Origin of the sequence: Castellaniella sp. FW104-7C03, from assembly GCF_040276085.1 — a bacterium.
Lineage (GTDB): Bacteria > Pseudomonadota > Gammaproteobacteria > Burkholderiales > Burkholderiaceae_B > Castellaniella.
On sequence record NZ_JBELOK010000001.1, the window covers coordinates 171,579 to 196,285 of the forward strand.

Consider the following 24,707-nt stretch of genomic DNA (forward strand, 5'->3'; position numbering starts at 1 on the left):
CTACCTCTGCCAATCGGCATTACAAGACTGTAGATGCTTTGCCAGATGCTGGGTCAGAGGATATGCAGACCTGGGTGGACTGGGAGACCGATAGCGTTCGACCATCGCCTTGATCACCAACTGAGGATCATGCCGGATTGAACCATCCTGAATCGCCACCTGGATGGCTCGGTGGACATCTCCCTGAAACTCAAGCGGAATGCCCGACATATCCACAGATTGTGGATAACTATTTTCCGTTGTCGTTTCAGTTAATAGTTTCTGTTGTTCGTTACTGTTATGCCGAACTTTTCCTGCAGAGGTATCGATACCATATCCATACCCTTCGGCAGAGGTATCAACCAACCCCGTCAGGACCGCACTGAGCCAGTGTCGCTGCTCCTCCATCAAGCGGCTGCGATAGTCCGTCAGAAATTCGTCCAGCCAGGAAGCCGGAATACGGTTTATCTCCTCCACAGCTCGGCCGCGCAACTTCACACCCATCGTTTGCCGAGCATTATGGTGTTCCCACCAGACGCGTACCCAGACCATGAGACGTTCATCATCGTAGCGAGCCAGAGCCCTCTCCTGCAGCCGATTGACGACATCCCGCCACTGCTCCTGCGTCCAGCCAAGCTCAGCCCCCGCATGGCGTGGTACGAGCGTATAGACCCCCGTAATGTTGCTCTTCGGCCCAGTCAACAGATGGATGAGCGCAAACTTGTCTTCGGAGGTGCACCCCTCCAGCCGGGGCGCATGCCAAAAGTTTTGGTCATTGATTGTTCGTTGGCGCCCCATTTCAGTCCTCCTGGGACGAAACTGGACGCGCAGCCGCTTGGTTCTCTAGCCATCGATCGATCTCATGCTCCAGAAAGCCGACGGCACGACCACCCAGGTTAATCGGTTTTGGAAAATCTGTTTGCTGACACAGACGCCATAGGGTCGTACGGCTGAGCGCAATCTTGCTGCAGGTCTCCTGGATACGCAGAATCTTCATGATGAACCTCGAAACGAATTGAACGTGGGGCCATGATCCATGCGATACAGATAAAAGTCGCGGGCATTAAAGCCGAAGAAAACTCAGCTTTAATGCCCGCACAATATCCCCAGTAATGGCGAGGCCTGACGGCCGCCTACCTACGATCCTTTGGAATGAAGTTCGGCATCCCCTTCCACTCCTCGCTCACGCAGTTGTGAAGGCTGACCTCGAACCACTCTTCCTCGTCATACTCGTCTTCCGGGCCATACGTCACCCTGACTGGATGCAGCACAGGAGTGGCGCGCAATGCACGCAAGACCGTCAAGGCCCTGCTTGTAGCCCTGGCCTGGGCAACGCCGGCCATCTCAAAGACAGCTGCCAGGCAATACACAACATCGGGCAGCCTGGGAGGATCCTGATCCTTCACTTGACGGCTGCTATTGGCCATCCTAATTGGCGACCATCCCGTCGCATGACAAATCCTGACAAATTCTCGCGCGGCCCAGTGTTCAGTATGTAATTTTGCGCGGCCAGTTCGGGATGCTCGTGAAAGCTTTGCAGAGGCCTTTCCCAAGCCCTCCAACGCGTCATCCAGTATTGTCACGGGCAGGGCACGAAATGGCCAACCTATTGCGCAATACGTCTCTGCACGGCCCTCACGTTCGTCCATGCTGGCATTTGCCCACTGACGACTCATCTGCGCCTCCAACGCCTGGATCTCAGCGGGTTCGAGTCCTGCCTGCAGCATTTGAAGCTGCTGTACGCGAGCGCTGACCTTGGCAAACTTGGTCCGAGCATCATCTTGCTCAGATTGTCGTTGCTGACGATATTGATATTCTTTTGCCAGTCCGAACATGTGCTGGCAAAAGCGGCCACGATCGCGAAACACGGCAAAGCCCTTCCGGCGAAGACGAAGTTCCGTCTCGACAGTAAGCTGAACGAACTTCTGCTGTGCCGAAGTCAGCCTTCCCTCACACCCTTCAGGTAAATACGGTAGCTCCTTCATCGCCCTTTCCATTTCTCCAGATGATCTGCCCAATCCTGCATCATGGCCTTGCACTCGTCAAAGTACGTCGCATGGTTGTAGGCGCGGCGCACATTGTTCTGGTCGGCATGAGCCAACTGCGCCTCGATGGCATCCGGCCGATATCCCATTTCATTCAGCCGGGTACTGCCACTGGTGCGAGTGGCATGGGGGCTGTAGGTTCCACTCCACCCCAATACCTTCAGGGCTTGGCGTAGGGACGCCACTGACATCGGCGCATGACGATTATCTCTACCCGGAAAAAGATGCTTGCGGTTACCTGTCAGCATACGCAACCCATTAAGCATCGTCACCGCCTGACGGGGCAAGGGCATTACATGGGTTTTCCTGGCCTTCATGCGACGCGCAGGGATGCTCCAGATAGCTGCCTCCAGATCAAACTCTGACCACTCCGCTTCTGCAACCTCGGATGGCCGTGCCAGCGTCCACCACATGAGCTGCATGCAGTAGTTCACCTGATAAGTGCAACGATGGTTGTCGAAATCGCGCAGCAGCTTGCCGATTTGTTCGGTCGTCAGTGCTGTCTTGTGCTGGGTCTTGTTGGCCGGTATGGCCTTGCGCACCGGCCATACGGGATCCGTATCTGCCCTCAAGGTTGCCACGGCAAACTCAAACACGGCCGACATAGTCCGTCGCGCCTCTGCCGCCACGGAGGGCGCTCCACGTTTCACTGTGGCCTGCAGAATGCCCAGAACATGTGCCGGGGTAACATCGCGCACCGGCATCTTGCCGATACTCGGAAAGACGACGCGCGTCAGCATGTCCAAGCGTCGATCCTTGGTCACATCCTTCCAGTCTTTCGTCTGCAGCCATTCCCTGGCGACTGCTTCAAAGGTATTTTTCGCCTCGCTGGCCCGCCTGACGCGGTCAAGCTGCCGTTGCTGGGCGGGGTTGATACCCTGCTTCACAAGCTTGCGCGCAGCCTCACAAAGCTCGCGAGCCTGGGATAGCGTCACTTCGGAATAATTGCCCAAGGCATACATGCTGGCCTTGCCACTGAGGGTATAGCGATAGCGCCAAGCCTTCACGCCAGAGGGCTTGACCTCCAGATAGAGACCACGATGGTCATTGAGCCGATACAGCTTGTCCCGAGGCTTGGCATTGCGGCAATGCGCGTCCGTGAGCATGGTGTGCTACCTTTGAAAACAGGGCAATTTCACCACTATACTCATATATTATGGTTGCATCAACCACATGTACTCAATTATGTACTCACAAAATGCTTGGCAACCCCAGAAAAATACAGGAACAGATCGAAACCAAAAAACTGCGTATTCACGCGGTTTTTCAGACGAATTGATGCTTTCATCTTGTTCCAGGAAACTCCATGGAACCGACTATTCCGTCTAGACGTTAAACAAAAAATTCATGACGTCGCCATCCTTGACCACGTAATCCTTGCCCTCGGCGCGCATTTTCCCGGCCTCTTTGGCGCCGTGTTCGCCCTGGCAGGCGATGAAGTCTTCGAAGCTGATGGTTTGTGCACGGATGAAGCCACGCTCGAAATCCGTGTGAATCACCCCCGCAGCCTGGGGAGCCGTGGCGCCCACCGGGATGGTCCAGGCGCGCACCTCTTTGACGCCGGCGGTGAAATACGTTTGCAGCCCAAGCAGCTGGTAGCCGGCACGAACCACGCGATCGAGCCCGGGCTCTGTCATGCCCATGTCTTCCAGAAACACGCTCTTGTCGTCCTCGTCCAGATCGGCGATCTCGGCTTCGATGGCAGCACACACGGCCACCACCGGCGCGTTCTCGGCTGCGGCGTAATCCTGCACGGCATTGAGATGGGGATTGTTCTTGAAGCCATCGTCGCGCACGTTGGCAACATACATGGCACGCTTGGCGGTAATAAAGCAGTATCCCCGGATTGCGGCCTGCTCGTCTTCGTCCAGGCCCAGGCTGCGCACCGACTTGCCAGCATCCAGTGCAGCCACGATGCGCTCAAGCAGGGCCACCAGACGGATGGCTTCTTTATCCCCGGAGTTAGCCAGTTTGCGATTCTTTTGCAGGATTTTGTCGGCGGTGGCAAGATCCGCCAGGGCGAGCTCGGTGTTGATGACTTCGATGTCGGACACCGGATTGACCCGGCCCGCCACGTGGATCACGTTTTCGTCTTCGAAACAGCGCACCACGTGCACAATGGCATCGGTTTCGCGGATATTGGCCAGAAACTGGTTGCCCAGGCCCTCGCCTTTGGACGCCCCGGCCACCAGGCCGGCAATGTCTACAAACTCGACCACGGCCGGCAGGATGCGCTCGGGACTAACGATAGCGGCCAACTGTGCCAGCCGGTGATCCGGCACCTCGACCACCCCCACATTGGGTTCGATGGTGCAAAAGGGGTAGTTCTCTGCGGCAATGCCAGCTTTTGTCAGGGCATTGAACAGAGTGGATTTGCCGACGTTGGGCAGGCCAACGATGCCGCATTGCAGTGCCATGGGGATCCTGAAGAAAAGTGAAGGAAAATCAGGCCGCTATTGTAGCCCGGCTGCCAAAATGAGGCCGAGGCGTGCTGACGGCCTAGTAAGCAGCCAACTGAGGCGCAAAGTGCAGCAAAATCCCGATGAGCAATAAGGGCCCGCCATTGAAGATTGCGTGCAGCAGCATCGACGTACCCACCCCACGCCTGACACGTATCCAACCCAGCACCAGGCCGGTAACCCACTGCGGCAACACCAACAGGGGCAGCAAAACCAGGTTCATGGCGGTCATGCGGAAGTTGTACAGATGCACGGCGGCAAACGCCAGGGCAACCAGATGGAACAAACCTGGATAATACCGGCCAAACGCCCGCCTGGCACGCCAGGACGCGGCCCAGCCCTTGCGCCAACGATGCTGTTGCGGATACCACTGCGGTGCCAGGGCCAACAGGCACGCCAGGCTAGCCAGCAGGATGGACGTAGGCCCCGGGCCCTGCACCAAAATAGCCACCATCAGTGGCACAAACCACCAAATCATGGCAGGCCGGCGCAGCACGTACCTGAAGGTGAACTCTTCGATGATGGGGGCCCAGATGAAGGCGGTGAGCCAGGGCAAGTTGTGGAGATCCAGTCGGTGTTGCGCACCGCTGGCCTGTGCGGCAGACAGCGCCAGGGGCGCAAACACCACAAGATTGACTGTCCAGAGCAGCACCGCCCAATGCAGCAGGCGCCACCACGGCGCATTGATACGAAAATCGGCCCACACCCCATTGCCGGCATGATGCCCCGGCAGCCGCGGGCCTGGCCGTGGCCGCACCAGAAACCGTAAGAAATCGACAATTTCTTCGCCCATCGTAGGCAAATTTTCTGGCCGCCTGAACCCTCGCATCCTCGCCTACCTTGTGGCTACCCGATGAAATGCATCATGCCAGCCCGGCAAAAAATCCGCCACGCGCATTTTCCCTCCCTTGTCACCCGCCATGATTGCCCTGGTGCAGGTGCTCGGTGACACGATCAAACTGACCGTCCAGCAAACCGGGCAACTCGACACGGCAGCGGCGGATGGCTTCGTCGATCCCGGGCATATCATCCTGGCGCGGGGGGTGCAGCACAAAATTGATGACCGATTGAGCCAGGCCCAGGCTGCGCGGATGGCCAATACCGATGCGCAACCGCCAGAACTTGGGGGTGCCCAGCACCGACTGGATATCGCGCAAACCATTGTGGCCCGCATGACCACCGCCACATTTAAGCTTGACGGCGCCTGGCAGGAGATCCATTTCGTCATGCAATACCAGAATTTCTTCGGGCTGCAATTTGTAGAAGCGCGCCAATGCGCCCACAGCCTGCCCTGATTTGTTCATGAAGGTGGTGGGTTTGGCGAGGATTACCGCCTGGCCCGCATGGCGAGCCCGCGCCACCCAGGCAAAAAACGATTTATCCAGCGCAAAGCTGGCGTGCAGGTCGTCGGCGAAGTGATCGGCCAGCCAAAAGCCGGCGTTGTGGCGCGTGGTTTCGTATTCGGGGCCGGGGTTGCCCAGACCCACGATGAGACGGATGGGCGCAGTCATGGTGTGGCCAAAAAAGAGTATGGAGCCAAAAAGGCCTCATGATACGACAAACCCCCGACTGTCTGACGACAGGCGGGGGCTGATGATCATGGTGTGATAACACCCACGGGGCCGGCAAGCCGGCCTTGCGTGGGCACAGCAGGATTACTCGGCTGCCGGGACTTCCGGAGCGTCGCTGGCGGGGGCATCATCGGCTGCCGCACCCCTGGGTGCAGAGGCCTGGGCCAGCAACGGGTTGACGTCGTCGCCGTGCGGCACGTATTTGACGCCGATCGGCAAGGTGATGTCGGCCAGGTGCAAGCGGGCATTACCCACCATACCACCAAGATCAACTTCGACGAACTTGGGCAGGTTGGCAGGCAAGCAGGTGATATCGAGCTCGGACGGGCCGTGGGTGATGACCTGGCCTGCCAGCTTGACGGCCGGGCTTTGGTCGGCATTGAGATAGTGCACGGGCACCTTGGTGCTGACCGCCTGCGAGGCATCTACGCGCTGAAAATCGACGTGCAACACCAGCGCTTTGTACGGGTGCCACTGAACCGCGCGCACCAGCACGGGCTCGGCTTTGCCGTCCAGCACCATATCGAGGATGGAGGCGTGGAATTCTTCTTTGTTCAGGGCGTGGTAGATCTCGTTGTGATCGAGTTCGATATTGGCGGGGGCAGACTTGCCACCATAAACAATGGCAGGCACCCGACCGGCGTGGCGCAGGCGGCGGCTCGCACTCGAACCCTGGACGCTACGTGAAGTGGCGGTAAATTTCATGGAAAACTCCAAAATCGGGGCCCGCAGGCCCCATCAAAACAGCAGCGCAAGCTGCGTTAACCCCCGCCGCGACCAGCGGGGGGTGAAAAAAATCAATCGGCAAACAGCGAACTGACGGATTCGGCTGTGGCGATGCGCAAAATGGTTTCACCCAATAAGGAGGCACAGGACAGCTGGCGAATCTTGCTGCAATTGCGGGCAGTCTCGGACAGCGGAATGGTGTCCGTGACGACAACTTCGTCGAGCGCGGATTCTTGAATGCGTTTGACGGCTTCGCCAGAGAGCACAGGATGGGTGCAATAGGCGTACACCAGACCTGCGCCACGGTCTTTAAGCGCTTGCGCCGCCTTGCACAGCGTACCTGCGGTGTCGACCATGTCGTCCATGATGAGGCAGGTGCGGCCGTTGACGTCGCCAATGATGTTCATGACTTCTGACACATTGGCGCGCGGGCGGCGCTTGTCGATGATGGCCAGGTCGGACTCGAGCTGCTTGGCCAGGGCCCGCGCCCGCACCACGCCGCCGATATCAGGCGAAACCACCACCAGGTTCTGGAAATTGCGGCTCCAGATGTCACCCAGCAAAATGGGGCCGGCATAGATGTTGTCGACAGGAATATCGAAGAACCCCTGGATCTGATCTGCGTGCAGATCCATCATCATGATGCGGTCGACGCCCACAGACTGGAGCATGTTGGCCACTACCTTGGCGGAGATGGACACGCGAGCGGAACGCGGACGACGGTCTTGGCGGGCATAGCCAAAATACGGGATGGCTGCCGTGATGTTGCGAGCCGAAGCACGGCGCAGGGCATCGACCATCACCATGATTTCCATGAGATTGTCGTTGGTGGGTGCGCAAGTGGGCTGCAACACGAAAACGTCTTTGCCACGCACGTTTTCGTTGATTTCGACCATGACTTCGCCGTCTGAAAACCGGCCAACTGTCATTTTGCCCAGCGACATATCCAGATGATTCACCACATCGACAGCCAGACGAGGATTGGCTGTTCCGGTAAAAATCATGAATCTGTCTTGTGTCATGGTATCGAACCAGTGGTGTCAAATGACAAGGCTGTTGACCAGTGCCCCGGCGGGACCGACTCAACAGCCTGAAACAAATGTCTGAAATGGAAGGATGGCTGGGGAAGAAGGATTCGAACCTTCGCATGCTGGAATCAAAATCCAGTGCCTTAACCAGCTTGGCGATTCCCCAGCAGTATTAATCCACTACCCAACCCCGAAGCGGATGATCATCAAGCCCCTGGCAAACCCAGGTGTTTTCGATCGCCACATCAGGCAGGTTGTTTATTTTACTGATTATCCGGTTTTGCTGCATCCGGGCTTGCCGGACATCAGAAAACGGCGCAAACAGACATGAACCCGAGCCAGTCATTCGGGCGTCAAGCCCCGCATCATGCATTGCCACAAGAACCCTGGCAATCATGGGGTGGTGCCGACACGCGACAGGCTGAAGATCGTTGCAGCCAAATAGGCTGCCATGACGTGTTTGCCAATCAGCAAAGACCGAGATTTTTACCGATTCTGAATCTCTTGTCAAATCAGGATCCCGAAAGATGCCGACTGTGTCGGTATGTACCTTTGGGCGTACCACCCAATACGCCTGTGGCGGCATCGACAAAGGATGGAGGTCTTCGCCAATGCCCTGTGCAAAGGCATTCTGGCCAAACACAAACACCGGCACATCCGCCCCCAGGGGCAGCGCCAGACGCAAGAGGGCGGCACGATCAAGCCCTGTACCCCAGAGACGGTTAAGTGCCAGCAGGGTTGTGGCCGCATCGCTTGAGCCACCCCCCAGGCCACCGCCGGCAGGGATATTTTTTTGGTAACGGATGCGGGCTCCGTACGACGTGCCCGTGGCCTGCTGCAGGCACAGGGCAGCCCTCAAGACCAGGTCCTGCTCGGCCGGCAGACCCACCAGGCCCTCGCCCTCCCGGACAACCCGGCCGTCCGAGGTACGCTCAAAAAACAACTTGTCTTGCAGATCGATGAAGCGAAAGGCAGTCTGCAACAGGTGGTAGCCATCCGCACGGCGCCCGGTGACATGCAAGAACAGGTTGAGCTTGGCGGGTGCCGGGACGTCGTATAGCGTAGTGGCCGGCGCGCGGGCGGCCAAACCGGGGCTGATGGAGGATGGATCAGGATGGCCGGTCACAGACTTAATCGCGACCCATCACCAGTTGCAAACGCCACTGGCCTTGGTCGTCATGACGCGACAAACGCACCCGCAAGGGCCCTTGCGCATCGTAATCAGACAGCTGTACCTGCCAGCCATCTTGCTGGAAAGCCTGCAGACGGCCCTGGGGGTCGCGCTGTACCTGTTGCACTGGATGGTTGGGCGTGGTGCGGCCCTGAATCCAGCTGCGCAGGCCCGACACGGGCATGGGATGCCCCCACACCTGCGTCAGCAGTGCATCCGGAGATGGTGCGGATTCGCTGCTGCCGTCAGCACGCTGAAGCACGGCGCGTTGCGGTGTGACATGAATACGGGCCAGCACGCTGCCCAGTGGATTGCTGAGGTCCAGCTGCAAGGTGTCGCGACTATCGCGCCAGGAGAACCCACCCTGGGCGGCATAAGGGCTTTGCGCCACGGGCTGCAAATTGACAGCAAACCGGCCGATGCGATCAAAGGCCGACCCTGTCCCCTGAATATGGGCCGGTGTGGCGCAACCCGCAAGCCACACCACAAAACCCAGCGCCAGTGCACCGCGCAATGCGCGCCAAAAAGAAAACAGTGTCATGGCAGCTTGACTCCAAGACGGCGCAAGGTGTCCTGAAGCGCAGCATTGTCAGGATCGGAGCGCAGACCTTCTGTCCAGATACGCCGGGCCTCTGCGTGACGATCGAGCATCCAGAGCGTTTCGCCCAGATGTGCAGCGACATCTGCAGCCTGCAGTTGATCATAGGAGCGGCGCAGGTACTCGAGGGCGCCCTGATAGTCGCCCGTACGAAACAGATACCAGCCCACACTATCCAGGATATAGCCGTTGTCCGGATCCAGATCGAGGGCTCGCTCGAGGAGGTCACGCGCCTCGGGCAGATTGCGGTTGGCCTCTACATAGGTGTAGCCCAGCGAGTTATACGCATTGGCATTGTCTGGCTCAAGCTCGATGACACGCCGCATCAGGGCTTCGAACTCTGCCGTTTTACCCTGCTCGTGCAGCAGCATCCCGAGGTCGTACTTGATCTCGGAGGTGTCAGGCATTTCGAGGTCGGCGGCTTTCAGGATATCGACTGCCTGATCGGTACGTCCGGCATCCCGGTAGATAGATGCAAGCGTAAGCTGCACCACAGCACGCTCGCGGCGATCCACGGGCTTGATGGCATCCAGTACGGCCCGGGCCTGAGCAATATTGCCCAGCTTGCCATACAGCACGGCAACATGCGTCTGCGCCTGGAACCGCAGGGTAGGTTCGTCGATGGACTGCAACTGGTGGATGGCCTCTTTGAGGTTTCCCTCGCGCTCGGCAATCCGCACCAGCAGCAAACGAGCATCCGAAACATCGGCCTGCGCAGTACTGGCACCATCGGCCACACTCTTGCGGCGCTGCTGCTGAATCAGGATGTATTCATTGAGCAGGCCCCGGGCTGCCTCGTAGCGCCCTGCCCGGGCGTTGACTTCAGCCTCGGTATAGAGAAGATCGAAATCTTCGGGGGTGCGCTGACGCATCTCGCCCAATTGCCGAAGGGCTTCGTCAAACTGCCCCTGTGAAGTCAGCCGGCTGACCAGCAACAACTGCAGGGCACGCTGATCCGGATGCTTGGCCAGATAGGCGTAAGTATCCCCCAGCGCCTGGCGGGGCTCTACCCGCAAGCCGTACTCCAGGATGCGTTGCGCCGCATCGGGAGAATCCGGATCCAGGGCCTGGCCCTGATAGGCCTCGTTTACGGCACGGCGCGGCTCGCCTGCCGCCCAGGCGGCATCCGACAAGGCCAGATGGGCCAGTGACGAGGTTTTGACAACATCGACCAGAGCTTTGTCAAGCACATCCAGGGCCAGACGCTTGTCGGTCATTTTGGAGACGATACCGGCCGCTTGCACGATCGCCTCGTCTTTATCATCGGCCGCCGCGATGCGGCGCGCCAGCGTGTGGGCCAGACCATCCGTTTGTCCACTGGATGCAGACAGCGCCAGCGAGGCGGCCACCGCCTCGGGATTATTGGGGTCGAGCGTGGCCCACTGACGTGCGGCTTGTAGCGCAAGCGCCAGGTTGCGGCCAGTCATGGCCATCTGAAAGGCACGCTGCCCAAGGCGCGGATCGAGCGTGTCTCGGGCCAGACCAAGAAGCTCTTGGGCAGAATCGTTATAGTTTCCCTGCTGAGCCGAGAGCTCGGCCACCAGAATGCGAAACAGAAGATCTGGGGTAAGAGAGACGTCGGGGGGTTCGCCTGCGCGCAGCCGGATGGTTTCGACGGACTCTGCAGGGCTGGGCAAATTGGCTGCCCAAGCGGTATCCTGCGCAGCAGCCAAGGCCAGCACCACGGGCAATACGGAAGCGGAGAGTCTCATCAGCGGTAACCAGGGCCGCAACGCGAGAAACGCCCGCGTCTGGTGGCAAAATTGCTTCATCGAAAGAGGATCTTATCACCCCGCCATGCCTGAACTGCCAGAAGTCGAAACAACGCGTCGTGGAATCGCCACGGTTATGCCGGGCCGCACCCTGCGGCAACTGATTGTCCACGAAAGCCGCCTGCGCTGGCCCATCCGGCCGGATCTGCCTGCCCTCTTGGAGAACCGCACCGTGCTGGCCTGCGAGCGCCGCGGCAAGTATCTGCTGATCCGCTTTGAACACGGCACCCAGATTGTTCATCTGGGGATGTCGGGGTCTTTGCGCCGTGTGCCGCTGGACGAACCCTTGCGCAAACATGACCACGTGGAGTGGCGCTTTGATGATGCCCGGTTTTTGCTGCACGACCCCCGCCGCTTTGGCGCGGTACTGTGGCACCCGGATACCGACGGCCCGCTGGCACAACACCCCTTGCTGGCAAACCTGGGCATCGAACCCTTTGACCCGGGCTTTACCCCCGAGCGGCTGCACGCAGGGCTGCGGGGACGCCGGCAAGCGATCAAGCCCCTACTGCTGGCGGGCAAAATCGTGGTGGGCGTGGGCAACATCTACGCATCAGAGTCTTTGTTTCTGGCAGGAATCGACCCACGCACACCGGGCAGCCGGATTTCGCGCCCCAAAAGCGTGCAACTGCATGCCGCCATCCAGACGACACTGACCCAGGCCCTGGACGCCGGTGGCAGTACCCTGCGTGATTATGTCAATGCCCAAGGCACCCCGGGCGCCTACTTTACATTGCACGCGGCTGTGTACGAGCATCAGAACCAGCCCTGCCCACGCTGCGGCAACCCCATCCGACGCATTATCCAGGGGCAGCGCGCCACGTATTTTTGTCCGGGTTGCCAAAAACGCTGACCCTATCCACCCCGCACACCGAGACGGCGGCAGGCCGGATGGCTATTGGGCCTGCAACACCTTGCCGGGATTGAACATGCCCTGAGGATCCAGGGCAGCCTTGATCTGGTGCATCAGCGCCATCTCGACGGGATCCTTGAACTGAGGCAAGGCATCGCGCTTGAGCTGCCCCACCCCGTGCTCGGCACTGATCGACCCGCCCACAGCATGGACACGCGCATGCACCAGCGCGTAGACGTCGTCTTGTCGGGCCAGCAGCTGGCCTTCGGCCCAATCGGCGCCGCGTGCGACGTTGTAATGCAGGTTGCCATCACCAAGGTGCCCGAAAATGACGTGACGAATGCCAGGAAATGCTGCCTGCAAGGCTGCATTGGTTTGTTCGACAAACTCGGCCATCCGGGATACCGGGACGGACACATCGTGCTTGATACTTTTGCCGGATTCTTTTTCGGCCAGCGGAATGCTTTCGCGCAGATGCCACAAGGCATGGCTTTGCGCCATGGACTCTGCAATGACGGCATCCTGGACCACGCCCGCTTCAAGGGCCTCGCCGATGACCACCTCGAAGCGCTCACGCGCGTGGGCCTCGGACTCGCTGTCGGAGAGCTCGAGCAAGGCAAACCAGGGCAGTTGGGCCGACGCACCTTCGAAGGGAATCCGCTGCTGCGGAAAGCAGCGGGCCACATCCTGCAGACAATTGCCCGCCATGAGTTCGAAGCCGGTAAGTGCCGGCCCCAGGCCTGCCCGCGCCCGCGCCAGCATGTCGATGGCGGCGGCGATTGAATCCAGCGCCAACAAAGCCGTGCAACGCGCCACCGGTAAGGGATGCAGTTTGAGCGTGGCGGCCGTGATGACCCCAAGCGTGCCCTCGCTGCCGATGAACAGATCGCGTAGATCGTAGCCCGTGTTGTCTTTGCGCAGGCCCCGCAGGCCGTGCCAGATTTTGCCCTGAGCAGTGACAACCTCCAGCCCCAGTGTGAGCTCGCGCATATTGCCGTAACGCAACACCTGCGTGCCACCGGCATTGGTGGCAAGATTGCCGCCAATGGTGCAGCTGCCTTCGGCAGCCAGGCTAAGCGGAAACAGGCGTCCGGCCTCGCGGGCCGCCTGCTGCACCGACTGCAAAATGCAGCCGGCTTCGACATCCATGGTGTCGTTTTCGGTATCGATGCCGCGCACGCGATTGAGCCGCTGCAATGACAAAATAATGGCCTGGCCTGAGTTGTCAGGGGTAGCGCCACCACACAAGCCGGTATTGCCACCCTGGGGGATCACTGGAATGCCCGCTTGTGCGCAATAGCGCACAACGGCTGCGACTTCATCGGTGCTGCCCGGCCGCACCACGGCGCGGGCACGGCCACGGTAGCGCTCACGCCAATCAACCTCAAAGGCCTGCGCGTCTGCGCCTGTCAGAACCTGCGAAGCACCCACCAGCGCCTGCAACTCGACCAGATGATCCATGTTTTGCCAATCCCTAAACCCTGTCCGGAAGCTGCTATTGTAATCGGCGATAATAGGGCTGTTTGCCGCTGGCCACCCACAGAGACCTTGTCATCAGGGTGTATCTTTGGTCGTCAGCGTCTGTCTGTTCATCTCGAGAACCGCCGTGACCCCTGCCCTACCTGCCTCCGTCTTCAAAGCATACGATATCCGCGGAACCGTCCCGGATCAGCTCAATGATGTGTTTGCCTACAATCTGGGGCTGGCCCTGGCGGCCCAGGCACACCTCGAAAACGTCACCCGGCTGGTGGTGGGCCACGACGGCCGGCTCAGCAGCCCGTCACTGTCACAGTCCTTGCAAGCCGGCCTGCACGCCGGCGGCATCCACACCACCGATCTCGGGCTGGTGCACACCCCTCTGGTCTATTTTGCAGCCCACGTCGATGGTTGCGGCTCAGGGGTGGCTATCACGGGCAGCCATAATCCGCCCGACTACAACGGTTTCAAACTGATGATGGCCGGGCGCACCCTGCATGGCGCAGACATCCAGGCCCTGCATAACCGTATGGTCAATATCCAGGCCCCCGCCAACATGGCAAGCGGCCAGGCACACAAGCAAGATCTTGTTGATACCTACATCCAGCGCATCTGCCAGGATGTCCGGCTGAAGCGGCCCATGCACATTGCCATCGACTGCGGCAATGGCGTGGGTGCCGTGGCGGCGGGCGCCCTGTACCGCGCCCTGGGCTGCACAGTCGACGAGCTCTTCTGCACCGTCAACGGGCATTTTCCCAATCACCACCCCGATCCCGCCGAGCCAGCAAACCTGCAAGACCTGATCCGCCACGTGCAAAGCACCGATTGCGAGCTGGGCCTGGCCTTTGACGGCGATGCCGACCGGCTGGGTGTCGTCACCCGCTCGGGCGAAATCATCTGGCCCGATCGCCAGATGGTGCTGTTTGCCCGTGATATTTTGCAGCGCCAGCCTGGTGCATCCATTATTTACGACGTCAAGTGCAGCCGCCATCTGGGCCAAGCCATCCGCCAGGCCGGCGGGATGCCGCTGATGTCGCAAACAGGCCATTCCCTGATCAAGGCGCGGCTGGCAGAAACCGGCGCCCCACTGGCTGGCGAAATGAGTGGCCACCTGTTCTTCAAGGAACGCTGGTTTGGCTTTGACGATGGCCTGTATGCAGGCGCACGGCTACTGGAGATTTTGTCTGCCAACGACAACCCCAGCCAATTGCTGGAATCCCTGCCACAGGGGCTCTCCACACCCGAGCTCAAGCTGGCCATGAACGAAGGCGAGCCGCATCCCTTTGTCAAACGTCTGCAAACCGAAGGGCGATTTCCCACAGCCATCGACCGCATCACCATCGACGGCATCCGCGCCGAATACTCCGACGGGTTTGGCCTGGCACGGGCATCCAACACCACTCCGGTGGTGGTGCTGCGCTTCGAGGGCGATACTCCCGAAGCCCTGTCACGCATCCAAAACGAGTTTCGCACCGCGATAGACGCCTTGCTGCCAGGGTGCAAGCTGCCGTTTTAAACCCTTAAGTCAGCGCCTCATACACATCCAGATGTGCCTGGACGATGGTTTGCAGGCCAAAATCACGCTCGGCCAGATCGCGCCCGGCAGCCCCCATGCGCTCGCGCAATTCGGGGTTGGCCGCCAAACGTTGCACCGCATTCGCCAGGGCCTGCGCATCGCGGGCAGGCACCAGTAATCCGGTAACGCCAGGCTCGATGGCATCCCGACAACCCGGCACGTCGGTTGTCACAATGGGCCGGCCGCAAGCGGCGGCTTCGATCAGGGATTTGGGCAAGCCCTCGCGATAGGAAGGCAACGTGACGATATGCGCAGCACCATAAAAGGCGGCCACATCCGTGCATTCGCCTACGTAGTCGATCACGCCTTCGGCCTGCCAGGCCTGCAGTTCATGCGCACCGACAGACGCGGGATTTTCGGGATCCAGGCTGCCAGCCAGCCGCCAGCGCAGCCCGTCACCGCGAGACGCCGACAGACGCGCGGCATCGACAAACTCGCGCACACCTTTGTCGTGCAACAGGCGGGTGGCCATGGCAATGGTTACCGGGCCATCGGGCCAGGGCGTTGGCGAAAATTTTTCCAGATCCACGCCGGAGCCCCGCACCATGACAACCTGCTCTGGCCGCACTGCATGGGCATCCAGCAAGACGTCGCGATCCGCCGCGTTTTGAAAGATCACCCTGCTGTGGCGCTGTCCCAGCGCCAGGCGATAGAGCAACAACGCCAGCCGTTTAAGCAGGTGCCGCGACCCTGAGCCCTGAATAAACACATATCCAAGGCCGGAAATCGCGGCCACCAGGGCGGGCACCCTGGCCAGGCGGCTGGCGATACCACCGTACAGCACGGATTTCAGGGTAACGACATGAACGAGGTCGGGTTGCAGATTACGAAACAAACGCCAGATCGCCCACAAGCTGCGGGCTTCTGTCCAGGGCCGCATGCTGGTGCGCGAGAGCGGCAACTGATGATGCGTAAGCCCTAATGCCTGCAGCTGCGCCACGGCCGGCCCACCCATCGAGGCCACATGCACCTCGTAGCCGGCCGCCTGGGCCGCCAGGGCAATGGGCAGGCGATGCGACACCAGGAAAGCGGGGTTGGTGATGAAAAACAGCAGGCGCCGGGGCCGCCCCGAGCCCTCAATCGAGGACGCCGTGGTGGTATGCGAGGCCCCTGCGGCAGAAGATGCCGAAACAGCAGGCCGCGCGCCGGGCACATTGGGAAAATCCGCTGCCAGGCGATACCACACCACGTGGTAACGATCCACCATGGCTTCGAGGCTGAAGCGCTGCGCCACCGACTGGCGTGCGTGGGTTTGTTGCTGCACCCATTGCGGCTGGCGTACCGCCCGCACGGCCTGATCAATGGCGTCGGCCAGTGCGGCAGGGTTTTGCGGGGCAGCCACCCAGCCATCTTCCGCCACGATGGCAGCCGCATCGCCCACGTCAGTAACCACGCAAGCCACCCCCGAGGCCATGGCCTCGGCAACCACATTGGGAAATCCCTCGGCCTTGCTGGAGAGCACATGGATATCCAGAGCAGGCATCAAGGCCGGCACATCGTCCCGGCGTCCAAGGAATATCAGTTGATCCAGCAACCCATACTGGCGCGCCAAAGCGACCAGGTCCGCATTGTCTCGAGACATGCCCAGGCCAACCAGCACGCAGCGCAGACCGGCCTGCCGGCCTTGCAGCAATGCCAGTGCAGCCAACAAATTATGGTGATCTTTAAGCGGATTCCAACGGGCCACACAACCCAGCAGGACGCTGTCATCCGGCACTTGCCATTGTTCGCGCCAGGCCTGGCGCGCGGATTCATCTGGGTGCCAGCGCGAAAGATCATAGCCATTGGGGATGACCAGCACGCGATCCGCCCGGTATCCCCAGCCACAATGCACTTCGGCGGCGCGGCGCGCACACATGACAATGACACCGGGCACCCAGCCAGACATGCGGGCACAAAACCACGCGGTAATCCGTGAAGAACGGCTGCTTTCAGCCAGATTGACGCCCGAGTTGCGCACTCCCCAGGCCACGGCACGGATCCCAGCCAGACGGGCCAGCACGCCACCAATGAGGTCGGCGTGATACATCCAGGTTTGCACCACATCGGGGCGGCGCTGGCGCAAAAGCCGATACAGCCGCCACAGGCCGCGAATCGACCCGGCAAGCCCCTGCATGTCCAGAGAGATGACTTCGATACCGGCATCTCGCAGTGTGGCCCCCATCACGCCTTCACCCCGCATCGAGACCACCGTGTGCCGGACACCGGCTTGAGGCGCCGTCACCAGACGCTGCAAGACGGTTTCCGCCCCGCCATGCAGCAGCCCGGAGATGATATGCATCACCTGCAAGGTGACTGGGCCTGAGGCGGATGCTTGCGCCTCATCCACGGAATGAGCCTCGGTGTGAGCCGGCTGGGGTTCACGTGTCATTGTGGTTTCCATGATCGGTATTTGGGGTCGCGTGCTTACCCTCTGGTATTACGCTTGGTGTCCAAAGTGCATCCCACGCCTGCAAAATGGCCGGCAAACCATAGCGTGCACGCACCGAGGCCGCCGCCTGTTGGCCGCTGGCCGTCCGTTGTGCCGGAGAGGCCTGCATCTGCAGCCGCAATGCGGCCACCAGCGCAGCGTCATCGTCCAGCGGCACCAGTGTGGCTACGGCGCCTTCCTGCGTCAACTCGGCTGGCCCCGACGGACAATCCAGCGCCACACAGGGCAAACCCAGGGCCATGGCCTCAAGCAAGGCATTGGGAAACCCCTCGACGCGAGAACTCAGCACAAACACGTGGGCTGTCAGCAAATCTTGCCAGGGTGTCGTGCTGAAACCCGGCAACTGCACCCGCCCAGAGAGGCCAAGGTCATCCACTTGAGCCTGGCAGGCCTGGCGTTGAGCCCCATCCCCCCAGATGCATAAATCCCAATCAGGAAACTGGGGGGCCAAGATGGCAAACACTGCAATCAGGCGATCAAATTGCTTGACCGGATTAAAACGCCCTAGCGCCACCAACCGAAATCGCGGGCCGGCGGGCTCTGTCTGCCGCGTCGGCGGCAAACCTTGTGGCAGGGGATTGGGAATCACCTGGATGCGACGCACCCGGGGGGCCACTTGTTGCAAATGCCCGCTGGCAGCTGCAGTTTGTACAACGACCTGATGTGCCCACGGATAACTCAGGCGGCGTAAATAACGCAAGGCAGGCTCAAGGTTGACGCTATAAGCAGGATCGGTGCGCTCGCTGACCACCACGGGCAGTTGCAGGCCACGGCTGGCCAGTAAAGTGGAGACATTGACGTTGGTCAGAAAAGACAGTACCCGATCGGGTTGCAACCGACGGGCCAGGCGGCGCAGGGCCAGAAGCTTGCTGATGGGTCTGAAGAGTGCCGGCCCGCGCAGCTGATCGGCCAGCCACAGCAGTTTGACGCGATCATCCAGCGGCTGCAGGCAAGTACCGCGCCCGGAATAACAACACACCAGAGTCACGCGGTCTCCGCGTGCCACCCAGGCATTGGCCAGAGTAGCCGCCACGCGCTCTGCGCCACCGCCATGCATCGAGCTGACCAAAAACAGGGTGTGCATTCAGTTCACCTTTTCGCCCTCGAAGACCTGCTCCCACAAGGCCATGATACGGGCTGTCGAGAAACGGTCGCGGACATCCGTGGCACGGCTGGCAAACCGGCTGCGCAATGCGGGATCGGACATCAGTTGCCCCAGATGCCCTGCCAGGGCTTCGGCATCCTGCACCGGGCGTACCAGCACGCCATCGATACCTTCGCGAATAATTTCGCGTGGCCCAGTATCACAATCGAAGGCGATACAAGGCAAGCCGCTAGCCATGGCTTCCAGCAAGGTGTTGGACAGGCCCTCGGCCCGGGAACTGAGCACATAAACATCGGCAGCGGCATACCAGGCTGCCATATTGCCTACGCGCCCAGGCAGCTGTACCCGATCGGTCAGGCCCAGCTCGTCACGCAAGGATTCAAGCGCAGCGCGCTCTGGCCCCTCGCCCAAAATCGTAAGATCCCACTCGGGGTAGACGCGCGCCAGCTGGGCAAAGGCCCGCAGCAAACAATCAAAGCCCTTGACGGGATGCAAGCGGCCAACAGCCAGGAGGCACAGACGCCCAGGCACCTGAGGGGGCACCACACGGGGCTCCTCATCTGCCAGTGGCCAATGCACCGCATTGGGGATCACCTGCGCCTGTACACCGGGCAGATGGGCTTCCAGCCAGTCGGCCGTGCCGCGCGTCAGGGCCACCACGGCATCCGCCCGCGGGTACGTGCGTTGCCGCAACTTCTGCCAGGCTTGCGGCAGATGCTGGATGGGCGGATGCGTGTGTTCGGTGGCGATAATGCGGCAACCTGCCCCGCGCCCCGCCATCACCGCCATCACCGAACCGCGCGTCATCATCCCCAGGACAACGTCCGGGCGATGACGGCGAATCAGCCGGCGCAAGGCCCAGTAGCGGCGCCAGTTGCCCCACGCAGCAGCCACCATCCCGCGGCTGTTGGCGGCCAGTCCCAGCGCGTAGCGAACCACCCCTTCGGGGATCGGGTAGGCATCCTGATCCGCCGTGGTTTGCGTAACCAAGGCCACGCGACATCCCCGTGCCTGCCAATAGGCAGCCATATCCACTGCCACGCGTTCGGCACCGCCGCCGCGCAGAGAGTGAATCACAATCATCAAATCAATCTGGGTCTGTTTCATTATCCGGGTTTCTCTTGGAGCGCCGCAGCGTGCCGGCCGCAGGCGCAGCCCGCAGTGCCAGCACCAGATACGCTGTATACGACAGCGCATACATGGCACTGGTGGCCAGCATGATACCGGCCACGCCCATCCGGGGGGCCAGTACGGTGTTGAGGAATGCCTTGAGCAGAAAATTAAGGACGGCAATTGCCGCCATCCACCGGTATCGGTTCTGGCTGGCCAGCAACTGCACCAAAATCAGCACACCAAAGAAAAACGGCAGCTGCAGCAAGCCCCAGCGCAGTACATGAGCCACGGCCTGCGTATCCTGTGCACCAAAGGCCCCGCGCTCAAACAGCACCGACACTATCCAGGGGGCCAGCCACCAGCCCAGTACAACCACCACTGCCCCGATCACCAGCATCACCGCCGACCATTTCAGTGCCATGGCACGCGCGTGCACGGCATCGCCCCTGCCCTGGATGTCGGCCAGCACAGGCAAGGCGGCACGACCCACCGACGCGGCTCCCAGTCCTATCATCAGGGACAGCAGTCGGGCGGCATACCCTAGCGTGGCGTTGGCGTTCTGGCCCAGCTGGGCAGCCGTGTATTGGTCGATTGGGCCAACAAAGCTCATTGCCAATTGGCCAATCAGCATGATGCCGGCTGCCGCCGCAAGAGTAGACCATTGCGGCGCCTGCTGGCTCAGATGCAGCGGCGTTGGCACGGCATCGGCCCGCTGCGCCAGGAGCCGCTGGAAGAACGCCTGCAAGGCGTAACCCAGCAGGGTACCCCATAGCAGGGGCATCACCCCTGCACCGGCGGGCGCTGCCAGCACCCAGAGCAAAATCATCAGGGCGGGCAGGCTATCGAGCAGTGTATTGATATGCCGCTCGTGCGCCCGTAACCGGGCGGCACTCAGGCCGGTGGTGATGGTGAACAAGGCGGCAGGCGCAAAGCCCAAAATCAGCAGCTGGCTCATGCCCTGAACGTTTACCGACAACCCTTGGCCGGCAATCTCCAGCACCCAGGGCCAGGCAAGCACCAGCACAAGCGCAAGCAGCAGCCCCAGCGCCAGTGCCCAGGCCTGAAGCTCGCCCAAGAAACGGCCATGCTGATGCGCAGAACCACGGCGGCTGCGCACCAGCGCAGGAATCAACACCACAGAAAACGCGCCCACCAGGGTAACGGGCAGCCAATTGGCCAGTGTCAGGGTGAACTGATAGGCATCGACCACGTCGCTGATGCCATAACGGTAAGCAACGGCCATCTCCTTGAAGGCACCTACCGCCTTGCCCATCAGGAGAAAAAATGCAACCCGTGCCGCCCCCAGCGCGATCCGCCGGTGATCGGCGTGCAGGGCCGCCAGCCGGCGCATCAAAAAGGACATCAGCGCAGAAACTGGATGTACCAGGGCATGGCGATCTCCAGACCGCTCAGGATGTCGTAGCGGGGCTCGTAGCCCAGCAGGCTATGTGCCTTGCTGACATCCGCCTGCGAATGACGGACGTCACCGGCGCGAAAATCACCATAGCGGGGCTCTCGTGCATAAGCCACCCCGTTGCGCCCGAGCGTATCGCGCAGGTAGCCAAACAGCTGATTAAGGCTGGTACGGGCATTGAAAGCCACGTTGTACACCTGATTGACCCCCTCGGCGCCCGCCAGAGAAGCCAGCACATTGGCCTGCACCACGTTGTCGATATAACAGAAGTCGCGGCTGGTCTCACCATCGCCGTTGATCACAACTTCTTCGTTGCGGATCATGGCAGATACCCACTTGGGAATGACCGCAGCATAGGCGCCGTCTGGATCCTGGCGTTGCCCGAACACATTGAAATACCGCAGACCCACGGCCTGAAACCCATAGGCCCGGGCAAATACATCGGCGTAGAGTTCGTTGACCAGCTTGGTAACCGCATAGGGGGACAAAGGCTTGCCAATCCGATCCTCGACCTTGGGCAAGCCGGGATGGTCACCGTAGGTAGAGCTGGAAGCTGCATAGACAAACGACTGCACCTGGGCATCACGCGCAGCCAGCAGCATATTGAGCTGGCCGCCCACGTTGACGGCATTGGTGGTGAGCGGGTCTTTCAGGCTGCGCGGAACAGATCCCAACGCAGCCTGATGAAGGACATGCTGCACGCCTTCTGCAGCCTGACGGCAGGTTTCCAACTCGCGGATGTCTCCCTCGATGAAGCGAAACCGCCCCCACTGGGTTGGCGTGACGCGCGATTGCACTTCGTCGAGGTTGTGCTGGTAGCCCGTGGAAAAGTTATCCAGCCCCACCACGGTTTGATCCAGTGCCAGCAGCGCCTGAAGCAGATTGGAGCCGATAAAGCCGGCGCAGCCGGTGACCAGCCAGGTGTGCGGCTTGGCCTGCAGCTCGGCTTGCACCGTCTCAAAACGGGTTGTCATGGCGGTTCTCCTCAGAGACGCAGATCGGATTCGTCGGCAGCCAACACGTATTTGAGGTCGTACAGCACATGCTCGGGCTTGCCCAAGGCGCGCAGTGCCGATGCTCCCATCGCAGCAAACTGCTGGTGAGACACGGCCAAAATGATACCGTCGTAGGCACCCGCGGCCGGCTGATCGATCGGCGTCAGACCGTATTCGTGGTTGGCTTCGGCCGGGTCAACCCAGGGGTCGTAGACGTCCACATCGATGTTGTACTCGCGCAGTTCGCGCACAATATCCACCACCCGTGTATTGCGCAGATCAGGGCAGTTTTCTTTAAACGTCAGCCCCATCACCAGCACGTGTGAACCCTGCACCTGGATGCGGCGCTTGGTCATGGCCTTGACCAGCTGGGACACCACATAACCGCCCATGGAGTCGTTTAACCGGCGGCCCGCAAGGATGATCTCGGGGTGATAGCCGATCGACTGCGCCTTGTGCGTCAGGTAGTAGGGATCCACGCCAATGCAGTGGCCGCCCACCAGACCCGGGCGAAACGGCAGGAAGTTCCATTTGGTGCCCGCCGCTTCAAGCACGTCCAGCGTATCGATGCCCAGCCGATTGAAGATCAGGGCAAGCTCGTTGATCAGGGCAATATTGACGTCGCGCTGGGTGTTTTCGATCACCTTGGCAGCCTCGGCCACCTTAATGGAAGACGCCTTGTGCGTGCCGGCCGTAATGATCTGGCGATAGAGCTCATCCACCAGCTCGGCAACTTCGGGGGTAGAACCCGAAGTTACCTTGCGAATCGTGGACACCCGGTGTTGTTTGTCGCCGGGATTGATGCGCTCGGGGCTGTAGCCCGCGTAAAAATCCACATTGAATTTCAGGCCGGAAGTGGCCTCGAGCACAGGCACGCAGACTTCTTCGGTGGCCCCGGGATACACCGTGGATTCGTAGATGACGATGTCACCACGCTTGAGGACGCGGCCAATGGTTTCGCTGGCACGCTCCAGAGGAGTCAGGTCGGGCTGCTTGTATTGGTCGATGGGCGTAGGCACCGTGACAATGAAGACATTGGCACTGGCGAGCTCGGCCGGATCAGCCGAATAATGCAGTTGCGTGGCTTCAGCGAGCTCGGGGCCGGAGACCTCGAGGGTGTGATCCTGACCGGCGCGCAGTTCTTCGATGCGGCGCGCATTGATGTCAAAGCCCAGCACGTCACGCTGCTTGCCGAATTCAACCGCCAGCGGCAGACCCACATAGCCCAGGCCCACAACGGCCAGGCGGACGTCCTGAATATTCATGCATTTCTCCCCGGCAAACATGCCGTAGTAATCGAAGGATTGTTAATCACGGCGGCCCCGACGCCCAAGCGAGGGCAACAACAACCAGCGGGGCCTGCGCCACGTGACCAGGCGGACATACAGCCAGATATAGACCGCAGCAAAGACACCCATGCTGAGGCACAGTATCCAGGCGTTGTCCCACCACAAAGTGGCAGGCACCAGGCCAATCAGGGCCAGCACCCACAGGTACGGGGACGTCATGGCGTTGCACAAGGCCGGTACGGCATGACGGCGGTCGCGACTGAAGGTAATACGCACAAGACGCCGGAACACCAGTTGGTGTAAATGCAAGGCATCGGGCTGATCCACCGGCACCCCGCGCTTGAACTTGCGCCGCCAGATTGAAAACAGGGTTTCAAAGACAGGATAAAACAACACTGCCAGCGCGTAAAAAGGCGATACACCGGGGTTGCGCACCACCAGCTGTACAGCCAGCTCGGCCAGCATGAATCCCAAAAAGTATGCGCCGCCATCGCCCAGAAACACCCGGCCGAAAGGGAAATTCCAGGCGAGAAAGCCCAGGGTGGCGGCAGCCAGCGCCGTGGAGATCAAAAAGATGGGCACATCCTGCACTTGCCACGCCACCAGCGCCAATGACACCGCCATCAAGGTGGCAATCATGCCAGCCAGGCCGTTCATGCCATCCACGATATTGAGCGCGTGCGTACACCCACCCACGGCAATCATGGTGAACACCAGTGACACAATTGGCCAACTGGAGAGGATGCTGTCGGCCCACGAGAGCCCGACGCGCGACACCCCGCCCAACAGCCACCAGGCAATCCCCGCCGAAATAAAAGCCGCCAGCAGGCGCTTGCCCGAGCCGATATCCTTAGTGATGTCTTCGAGGAGGCCAGCCACAAACACCGGCAAGGCCGCCACAAACAGGGCGGGCCATAGCCAGGTGAGCGTCATGTTGCGTGGCCCCAACACCAGCAAACCGGCCAGACTGCCGGCAACCAGCGCAAGCCCCCCTACCCGCGGCGCGGCACGTTTGTGCATTGCCTGGGGCTTGTGCATATCGGTGTCGCCCGTGAAACGGCCGTGCCAACGCTCGGACGCCACGATGAGACCACCCACCATGAAGG

22 protein-coding genes, 1 tRNA gene and 1 pseudogene are annotated in these 24,707 nt (G+C 60.6%); 2 read left to right on the forward strand and 22 right to left on the reverse strand.

Features of this window, described 5'->3' with window-relative positions; all coding sequences use genetic code 11:
• The 13 genes from ABS758_RS00730 to ABS758_RS00790 all read right to left on the reverse strand — a co-directional run bounded on the left by ABS758_RS00730 (window position 1) and on the right by ABS758_RS00790 (window position 11,289).
• Entirely contained in the window at window positions 1-777 is a 777-nt protein-coding gene (locus tag ABS758_RS00730; RefSeq protein WP_350379737.1) for a hypothetical protein, read from the reverse strand.
• Window position 778: 1 nt separating this feature from the next.
• Window positions 779-976, reverse strand: a complete 198-nt coding sequence (locus ABS758_RS00735) for a helix-turn-helix transcriptional regulator (RefSeq protein WP_350379739.1) — start codon at window positions 974-976, stop codon at window positions 779-781.
• Window positions 977-1,112: 136 nt separating this feature from the next.
• Complete coding sequence (locus ABS758_RS00740) at window positions 1,113-1,964, reverse strand: hypothetical protein (RefSeq protein WP_350379740.1); 852 nt, start codon at window positions 1,962-1,964, stop codon at window positions 1,113-1,115.
• Window positions 1,961-3,130 carry a tyrosine-type recombinase/integrase gene (locus tag ABS758_RS00745; RefSeq protein ID WP_350379742.1) on the reverse strand — a complete coding sequence of 390 codons (1,170 nt, stop codon included), beginning with the start codon at window positions 3,128-3,130 and terminating at the stop codon, window positions 1,961-1,963. The genes ABS758_RS00740 and ABS758_RS00745 overlap by 4 nt, the downstream gene beginning before the upstream one ends.
• A gap of 219 nt (window positions 3,131-3,349) precedes the next feature.
• On the reverse strand, window positions 3,350-4,441 hold the full coding sequence (gene ychF, locus ABS758_RS00750) for a redox-regulated ATPase YchF (RefSeq protein ID WP_350379744.1): 1,092 nt from the start codon (window positions 4,439-4,441) through the stop codon (window positions 3,350-3,352).
• Window positions 4,442-4,523: 82 nt separating this feature from the next.
• A complete protein-coding gene (locus ABS758_RS00755; protein ID WP_350379746.1) occupies window positions 4,524-5,276 on the reverse strand; it encodes a CPBP family glutamic-type intramembrane protease in 753 nt (250 codons plus the stop codon).
• Between the two features lie 118 nt (window positions 5,277-5,394).
• Window positions 5,395-5,994, reverse strand: a complete 600-nt coding sequence (gene pth / locus ABS758_RS00760) for an aminoacyl-tRNA hydrolase (RefSeq protein ID WP_350379748.1) — start codon at window positions 5,992-5,994, stop codon at window positions 5,395-5,397.
• Between the two features lie 144 nt (window positions 5,995-6,138).
• Window positions 6,139-6,759 (reverse strand): 50S ribosomal protein L25/general stress protein Ctc, encoded by a 621-nt coding sequence (locus tag ABS758_RS00765; RefSeq protein WP_350379751.1) that lies wholly within the window; start codon window positions 6,757-6,759, stop codon window positions 6,139-6,141.
• A 92-nt stretch (window positions 6,760-6,851) separates the two neighbouring features.
• Complete coding sequence (locus ABS758_RS00770; RefSeq protein WP_350379754.1) at window positions 6,852-7,802, reverse strand: ribose-phosphate pyrophosphokinase; 951 nt, start codon at window positions 7,800-7,802, stop codon at window positions 6,852-6,854.
• Window positions 7,803-7,897: 95 nt separating this feature from the next.
• Window positions 7,898-7,974, reverse strand: a tRNA-Gln gene (locus ABS758_RS00775).
• A 6-nt stretch (window positions 7,975-7,980) separates the two neighbouring features.
• Window positions 7,981-8,895: a 4-(cytidine 5'-diphospho)-2-C-methyl-D-erythritol kinase gene (ispE, locus tag ABS758_RS00780; RefSeq protein ID WP_350380213.1), complete on the reverse strand. Its 915-nt coding sequence runs from the start codon at window positions 8,893-8,895 to the stop codon at window positions 7,981-7,983.
• A 43-nt stretch (window positions 8,896-8,938) separates the two neighbouring features.
• Complete coding sequence (locus tag ABS758_RS00785) at window positions 8,939-9,520, reverse strand: outer membrane lipoprotein LolB (RefSeq protein ID WP_350379757.1); 582 nt, start codon at window positions 9,518-9,520, stop codon at window positions 8,939-8,941.
• Window positions 9,517-11,289, reverse strand: a complete 1,773-nt coding sequence (locus tag ABS758_RS00790; RefSeq protein WP_350379759.1) for a tetratricopeptide repeat protein — start codon at window positions 11,287-11,289, stop codon at window positions 9,517-9,519. The genes ABS758_RS00785 and ABS758_RS00790 overlap by 4 nt, the downstream gene beginning before the upstream one ends.
• Before the next feature lie 85 nt (window positions 11,290-11,374).
• Here ABS758_RS00790 and mutM point away from each other — a divergent pair, with 85 nt between their 5' ends.
• Window positions 11,375-12,202, forward strand: a complete 828-nt coding sequence (gene mutM, locus ABS758_RS00795) for a bifunctional DNA-formamidopyrimidine glycosylase/DNA-(apurinic or apyrimidinic site) lyase (protein WP_350379761.1) — start codon at window positions 11,375-11,377, stop codon at window positions 12,200-12,202.
• Window positions 12,203-12,244: 42 nt separating this feature from the next.
• Here the strand turns inward: mutM and ABS758_RS00800 are convergent, their stop codons facing one another.
• The gene (locus ABS758_RS00800; protein WP_350379762.1) at window positions 12,245-13,663 is read right to left on the reverse strand and encodes an FAD-binding oxidoreductase; all 1,419 of its coding nucleotides are present in this window, start codon (window positions 13,661-13,663) and stop codon (window positions 12,245-12,247) included.
• A 145-nt stretch (window positions 13,664-13,808) separates the two neighbouring features.
• Here ABS758_RS00800 and ABS758_RS00805 point away from each other — a divergent pair, with 145 nt between their 5' ends.
• The gene (locus ABS758_RS00805; protein WP_350379764.1) at window positions 13,809-15,194 is read left to right on the forward strand and encodes a phosphomannomutase/phosphoglucomutase; all 1,386 of its coding nucleotides are present in this window, start codon (window positions 13,809-13,811) and stop codon (window positions 15,192-15,194) included.
• Window positions 15,195-15,198: 4 nt separating this feature from the next.
• Here ABS758_RS00805 and ABS758_RS00810 read toward each other — a convergent pair whose 3' ends face one another.
• The 8 genes and pseudogenes from ABS758_RS00810 to ABS758_RS00845 form a co-directional block, all read right to left on the reverse strand.
• A complete protein-coding gene (locus ABS758_RS00810; protein ID WP_350380215.1) occupies window positions 15,199-16,335 on the reverse strand; it encodes a glycosyltransferase family 4 protein in 1,137 nt (378 codons plus the stop codon).
• Between the two features lie 267 nt (window positions 16,336-16,602).
• Window positions 16,603-17,637: pseudogene (locus ABS758_RS00815) on the reverse strand (glycosyltransferase); the annotation flags it as partial.
• On the reverse strand, window positions 17,615-18,769 hold the full coding sequence (locus ABS758_RS00820) for a glycosyltransferase family 4 protein (RefSeq protein ID WP_350379766.1): 1,155 nt from the start codon (window positions 18,767-18,769) through the stop codon (window positions 17,615-17,617). The gene ABS758_RS00820 and the pseudogene ABS758_RS00815, both read right to left, overlap by 23 nt.
• Window positions 18,770-19,897: a glycosyltransferase family 4 protein gene (locus tag ABS758_RS00825; protein ID WP_350379768.1), complete on the reverse strand. Its 1,128-nt coding sequence runs from the start codon at window positions 19,895-19,897 to the stop codon at window positions 18,770-18,772. It abuts the gene before it with no gap.
• Window positions 19,878-21,266 (reverse strand): murein biosynthesis integral membrane protein MurJ, encoded by a 1,389-nt coding sequence (gene murJ / locus ABS758_RS00830; protein ID WP_350379770.1) that lies wholly within the window; start codon window positions 21,264-21,266, stop codon window positions 19,878-19,880. Before murJ ends, ABS758_RS00825 begins: the two co-directional genes overlap by 20 nt.
• Window positions 21,266-22,291 (reverse strand): NAD-dependent epimerase/dehydratase family protein, encoded by a 1,026-nt coding sequence (locus ABS758_RS00835; protein ID WP_350379772.1) that lies wholly within the window; start codon window positions 22,289-22,291, stop codon window positions 21,266-21,268. Before ABS758_RS00835 ends, murJ begins: the two co-directional genes overlap by 1 nt.
• Before the next feature lie 11 nt (window positions 22,292-22,302).
• Window positions 22,303-23,577 carry a Vi polysaccharide biosynthesis UDP-N-acetylglucosamine C-6 dehydrogenase TviB gene (gene tviB, locus ABS758_RS00840; protein WP_350379774.1) on the reverse strand — a complete coding sequence of 425 codons (1,275 nt, stop codon included), beginning with the start codon at window positions 23,575-23,577 and terminating at the stop codon, window positions 22,303-22,305.
• Window positions 23,578-23,619: 42 nt separating this feature from the next.
• Window positions 23,620-24,702: an MraY family glycosyltransferase gene (locus ABS758_RS00845; RefSeq protein WP_350380218.1), complete on the reverse strand. Its 1,083-nt coding sequence runs from the start codon at window positions 24,700-24,702 to the stop codon at window positions 23,620-23,622.
• Window positions 24,703-24,707: the final 5 nt, after the last annotated feature.

Bases quoted from the DNA above. Each gene is read 5' to 3' on its own strand.
- ABS758_RS00730 (WP_350379737.1), bottom strand. From the start codon at position 777: ATGGGGCGCCAACGAACAATCAATGACCAAAACTTTTGGCATGCGCCC.
- ABS758_RS00735 (WP_350379739.1), bottom strand. From the start codon at position 976: ATGAAGATTCTGCGTATCCAGGAGACCTGCAGCAAGATTGCGCTCAGC.
- ABS758_RS00740 (WP_350379740.1), bottom strand. From the start codon at position 1,964: ATGAAGGAGCTACCGTATTTACCTGAAGGGTGTGAGGGAAGGCTGACT.
- ABS758_RS00745 (WP_350379742.1), bottom strand. From the start codon at position 3,130: ATGCTCACGGACGCGCATTGCCGCAATGCCAAGCCTCGGGACAAGCTG.
- ychF (WP_350379744.1), bottom strand. From the start codon at position 4,441: ATGGCACTGCAATGCGGCATCGTTGGCCTGCCCAACGTCGGCAAATCC.
- ABS758_RS00755 (WP_350379746.1), bottom strand. From the start codon at position 5,276: ATGGGCGAAGAAATTGTCGATTTCTTACGGTTTCTGGTGCGGCCACGG.
- pth (WP_350379748.1), bottom strand. From the start codon at position 5,994: ATGACTGCGCCCATCCGTCTCATCGTGGGTCTGGGCAACCCCGGCCCC.
- ABS758_RS00765 (WP_350379751.1), bottom strand. From the start codon at position 6,759: ATGAAATTTACCGCCACTTCACGTAGCGTCCAGGGTTCGAGTGCGAGC.
- ABS758_RS00770 (WP_350379754.1), bottom strand. From the start codon at position 7,802: ATGACACAAGACAGATTCATGATTTTTACCGGAACAGCCAATCCTCGT.
- ABS758_RS00785 (WP_350379757.1), bottom strand. From the start codon at position 9,520: ATGACACTGTTTTCTTTTTGGCGCGCATTGCGCGGTGCACTGGCGCTG.
- ABS758_RS00790 (WP_350379759.1), bottom strand. From the start codon at position 11,289: ATGAGACTCTCCGCTTCCGTATTGCCCGTGGTGCTGGCCTTGGCTGCT.
- mutM (WP_350379761.1), top strand. From the start codon at position 11,375: ATGCCTGAACTGCCAGAAGTCGAAACAACGCGTCGTGGAATCGCCACG.
- ABS758_RS00800 (WP_350379762.1), bottom strand. From the start codon at position 13,663: ATGGATCATCTGGTCGAGTTGCAGGCGCTGGTGGGTGCTTCGCAGGTT.
- ABS758_RS00820 (WP_350379766.1), bottom strand. From the start codon at position 18,769: ATGCACACCCTGTTTTTGGTCAGCTCGATGCATGGCGGTGGCGCAGAG.
- ABS758_RS00825 (WP_350379768.1), bottom strand. From the start codon at position 19,897: ATGAAACAGACCCAGATTGATTTGATGATTGTGATTCACTCTCTGCGC.
- murJ (WP_350379770.1), bottom strand. From the start codon at position 21,266: ATGTCCTTTTTGATGCGCCGGCTGGCGGCCCTGCACGCCGATCACCGG.
- ABS758_RS00835 (WP_350379772.1), bottom strand. From the start codon at position 22,291: ATGACAACCCGTTTTGAGACGGTGCAAGCCGAGCTGCAGGCCAAGCCG.
- tviB (WP_350379774.1), bottom strand. From the start codon at position 23,577: ATGAATATTCAGGACGTCCGCCTGGCCGTTGTGGGCCTGGGCTATGTG.
- ABS758_RS00845 (WP_350380218.1), bottom strand. From the start codon at position 24,702: ATGGTGGGTGGTCTCATCGTGGCGTCCGAGCGTTGGCACGGCCGTTTC.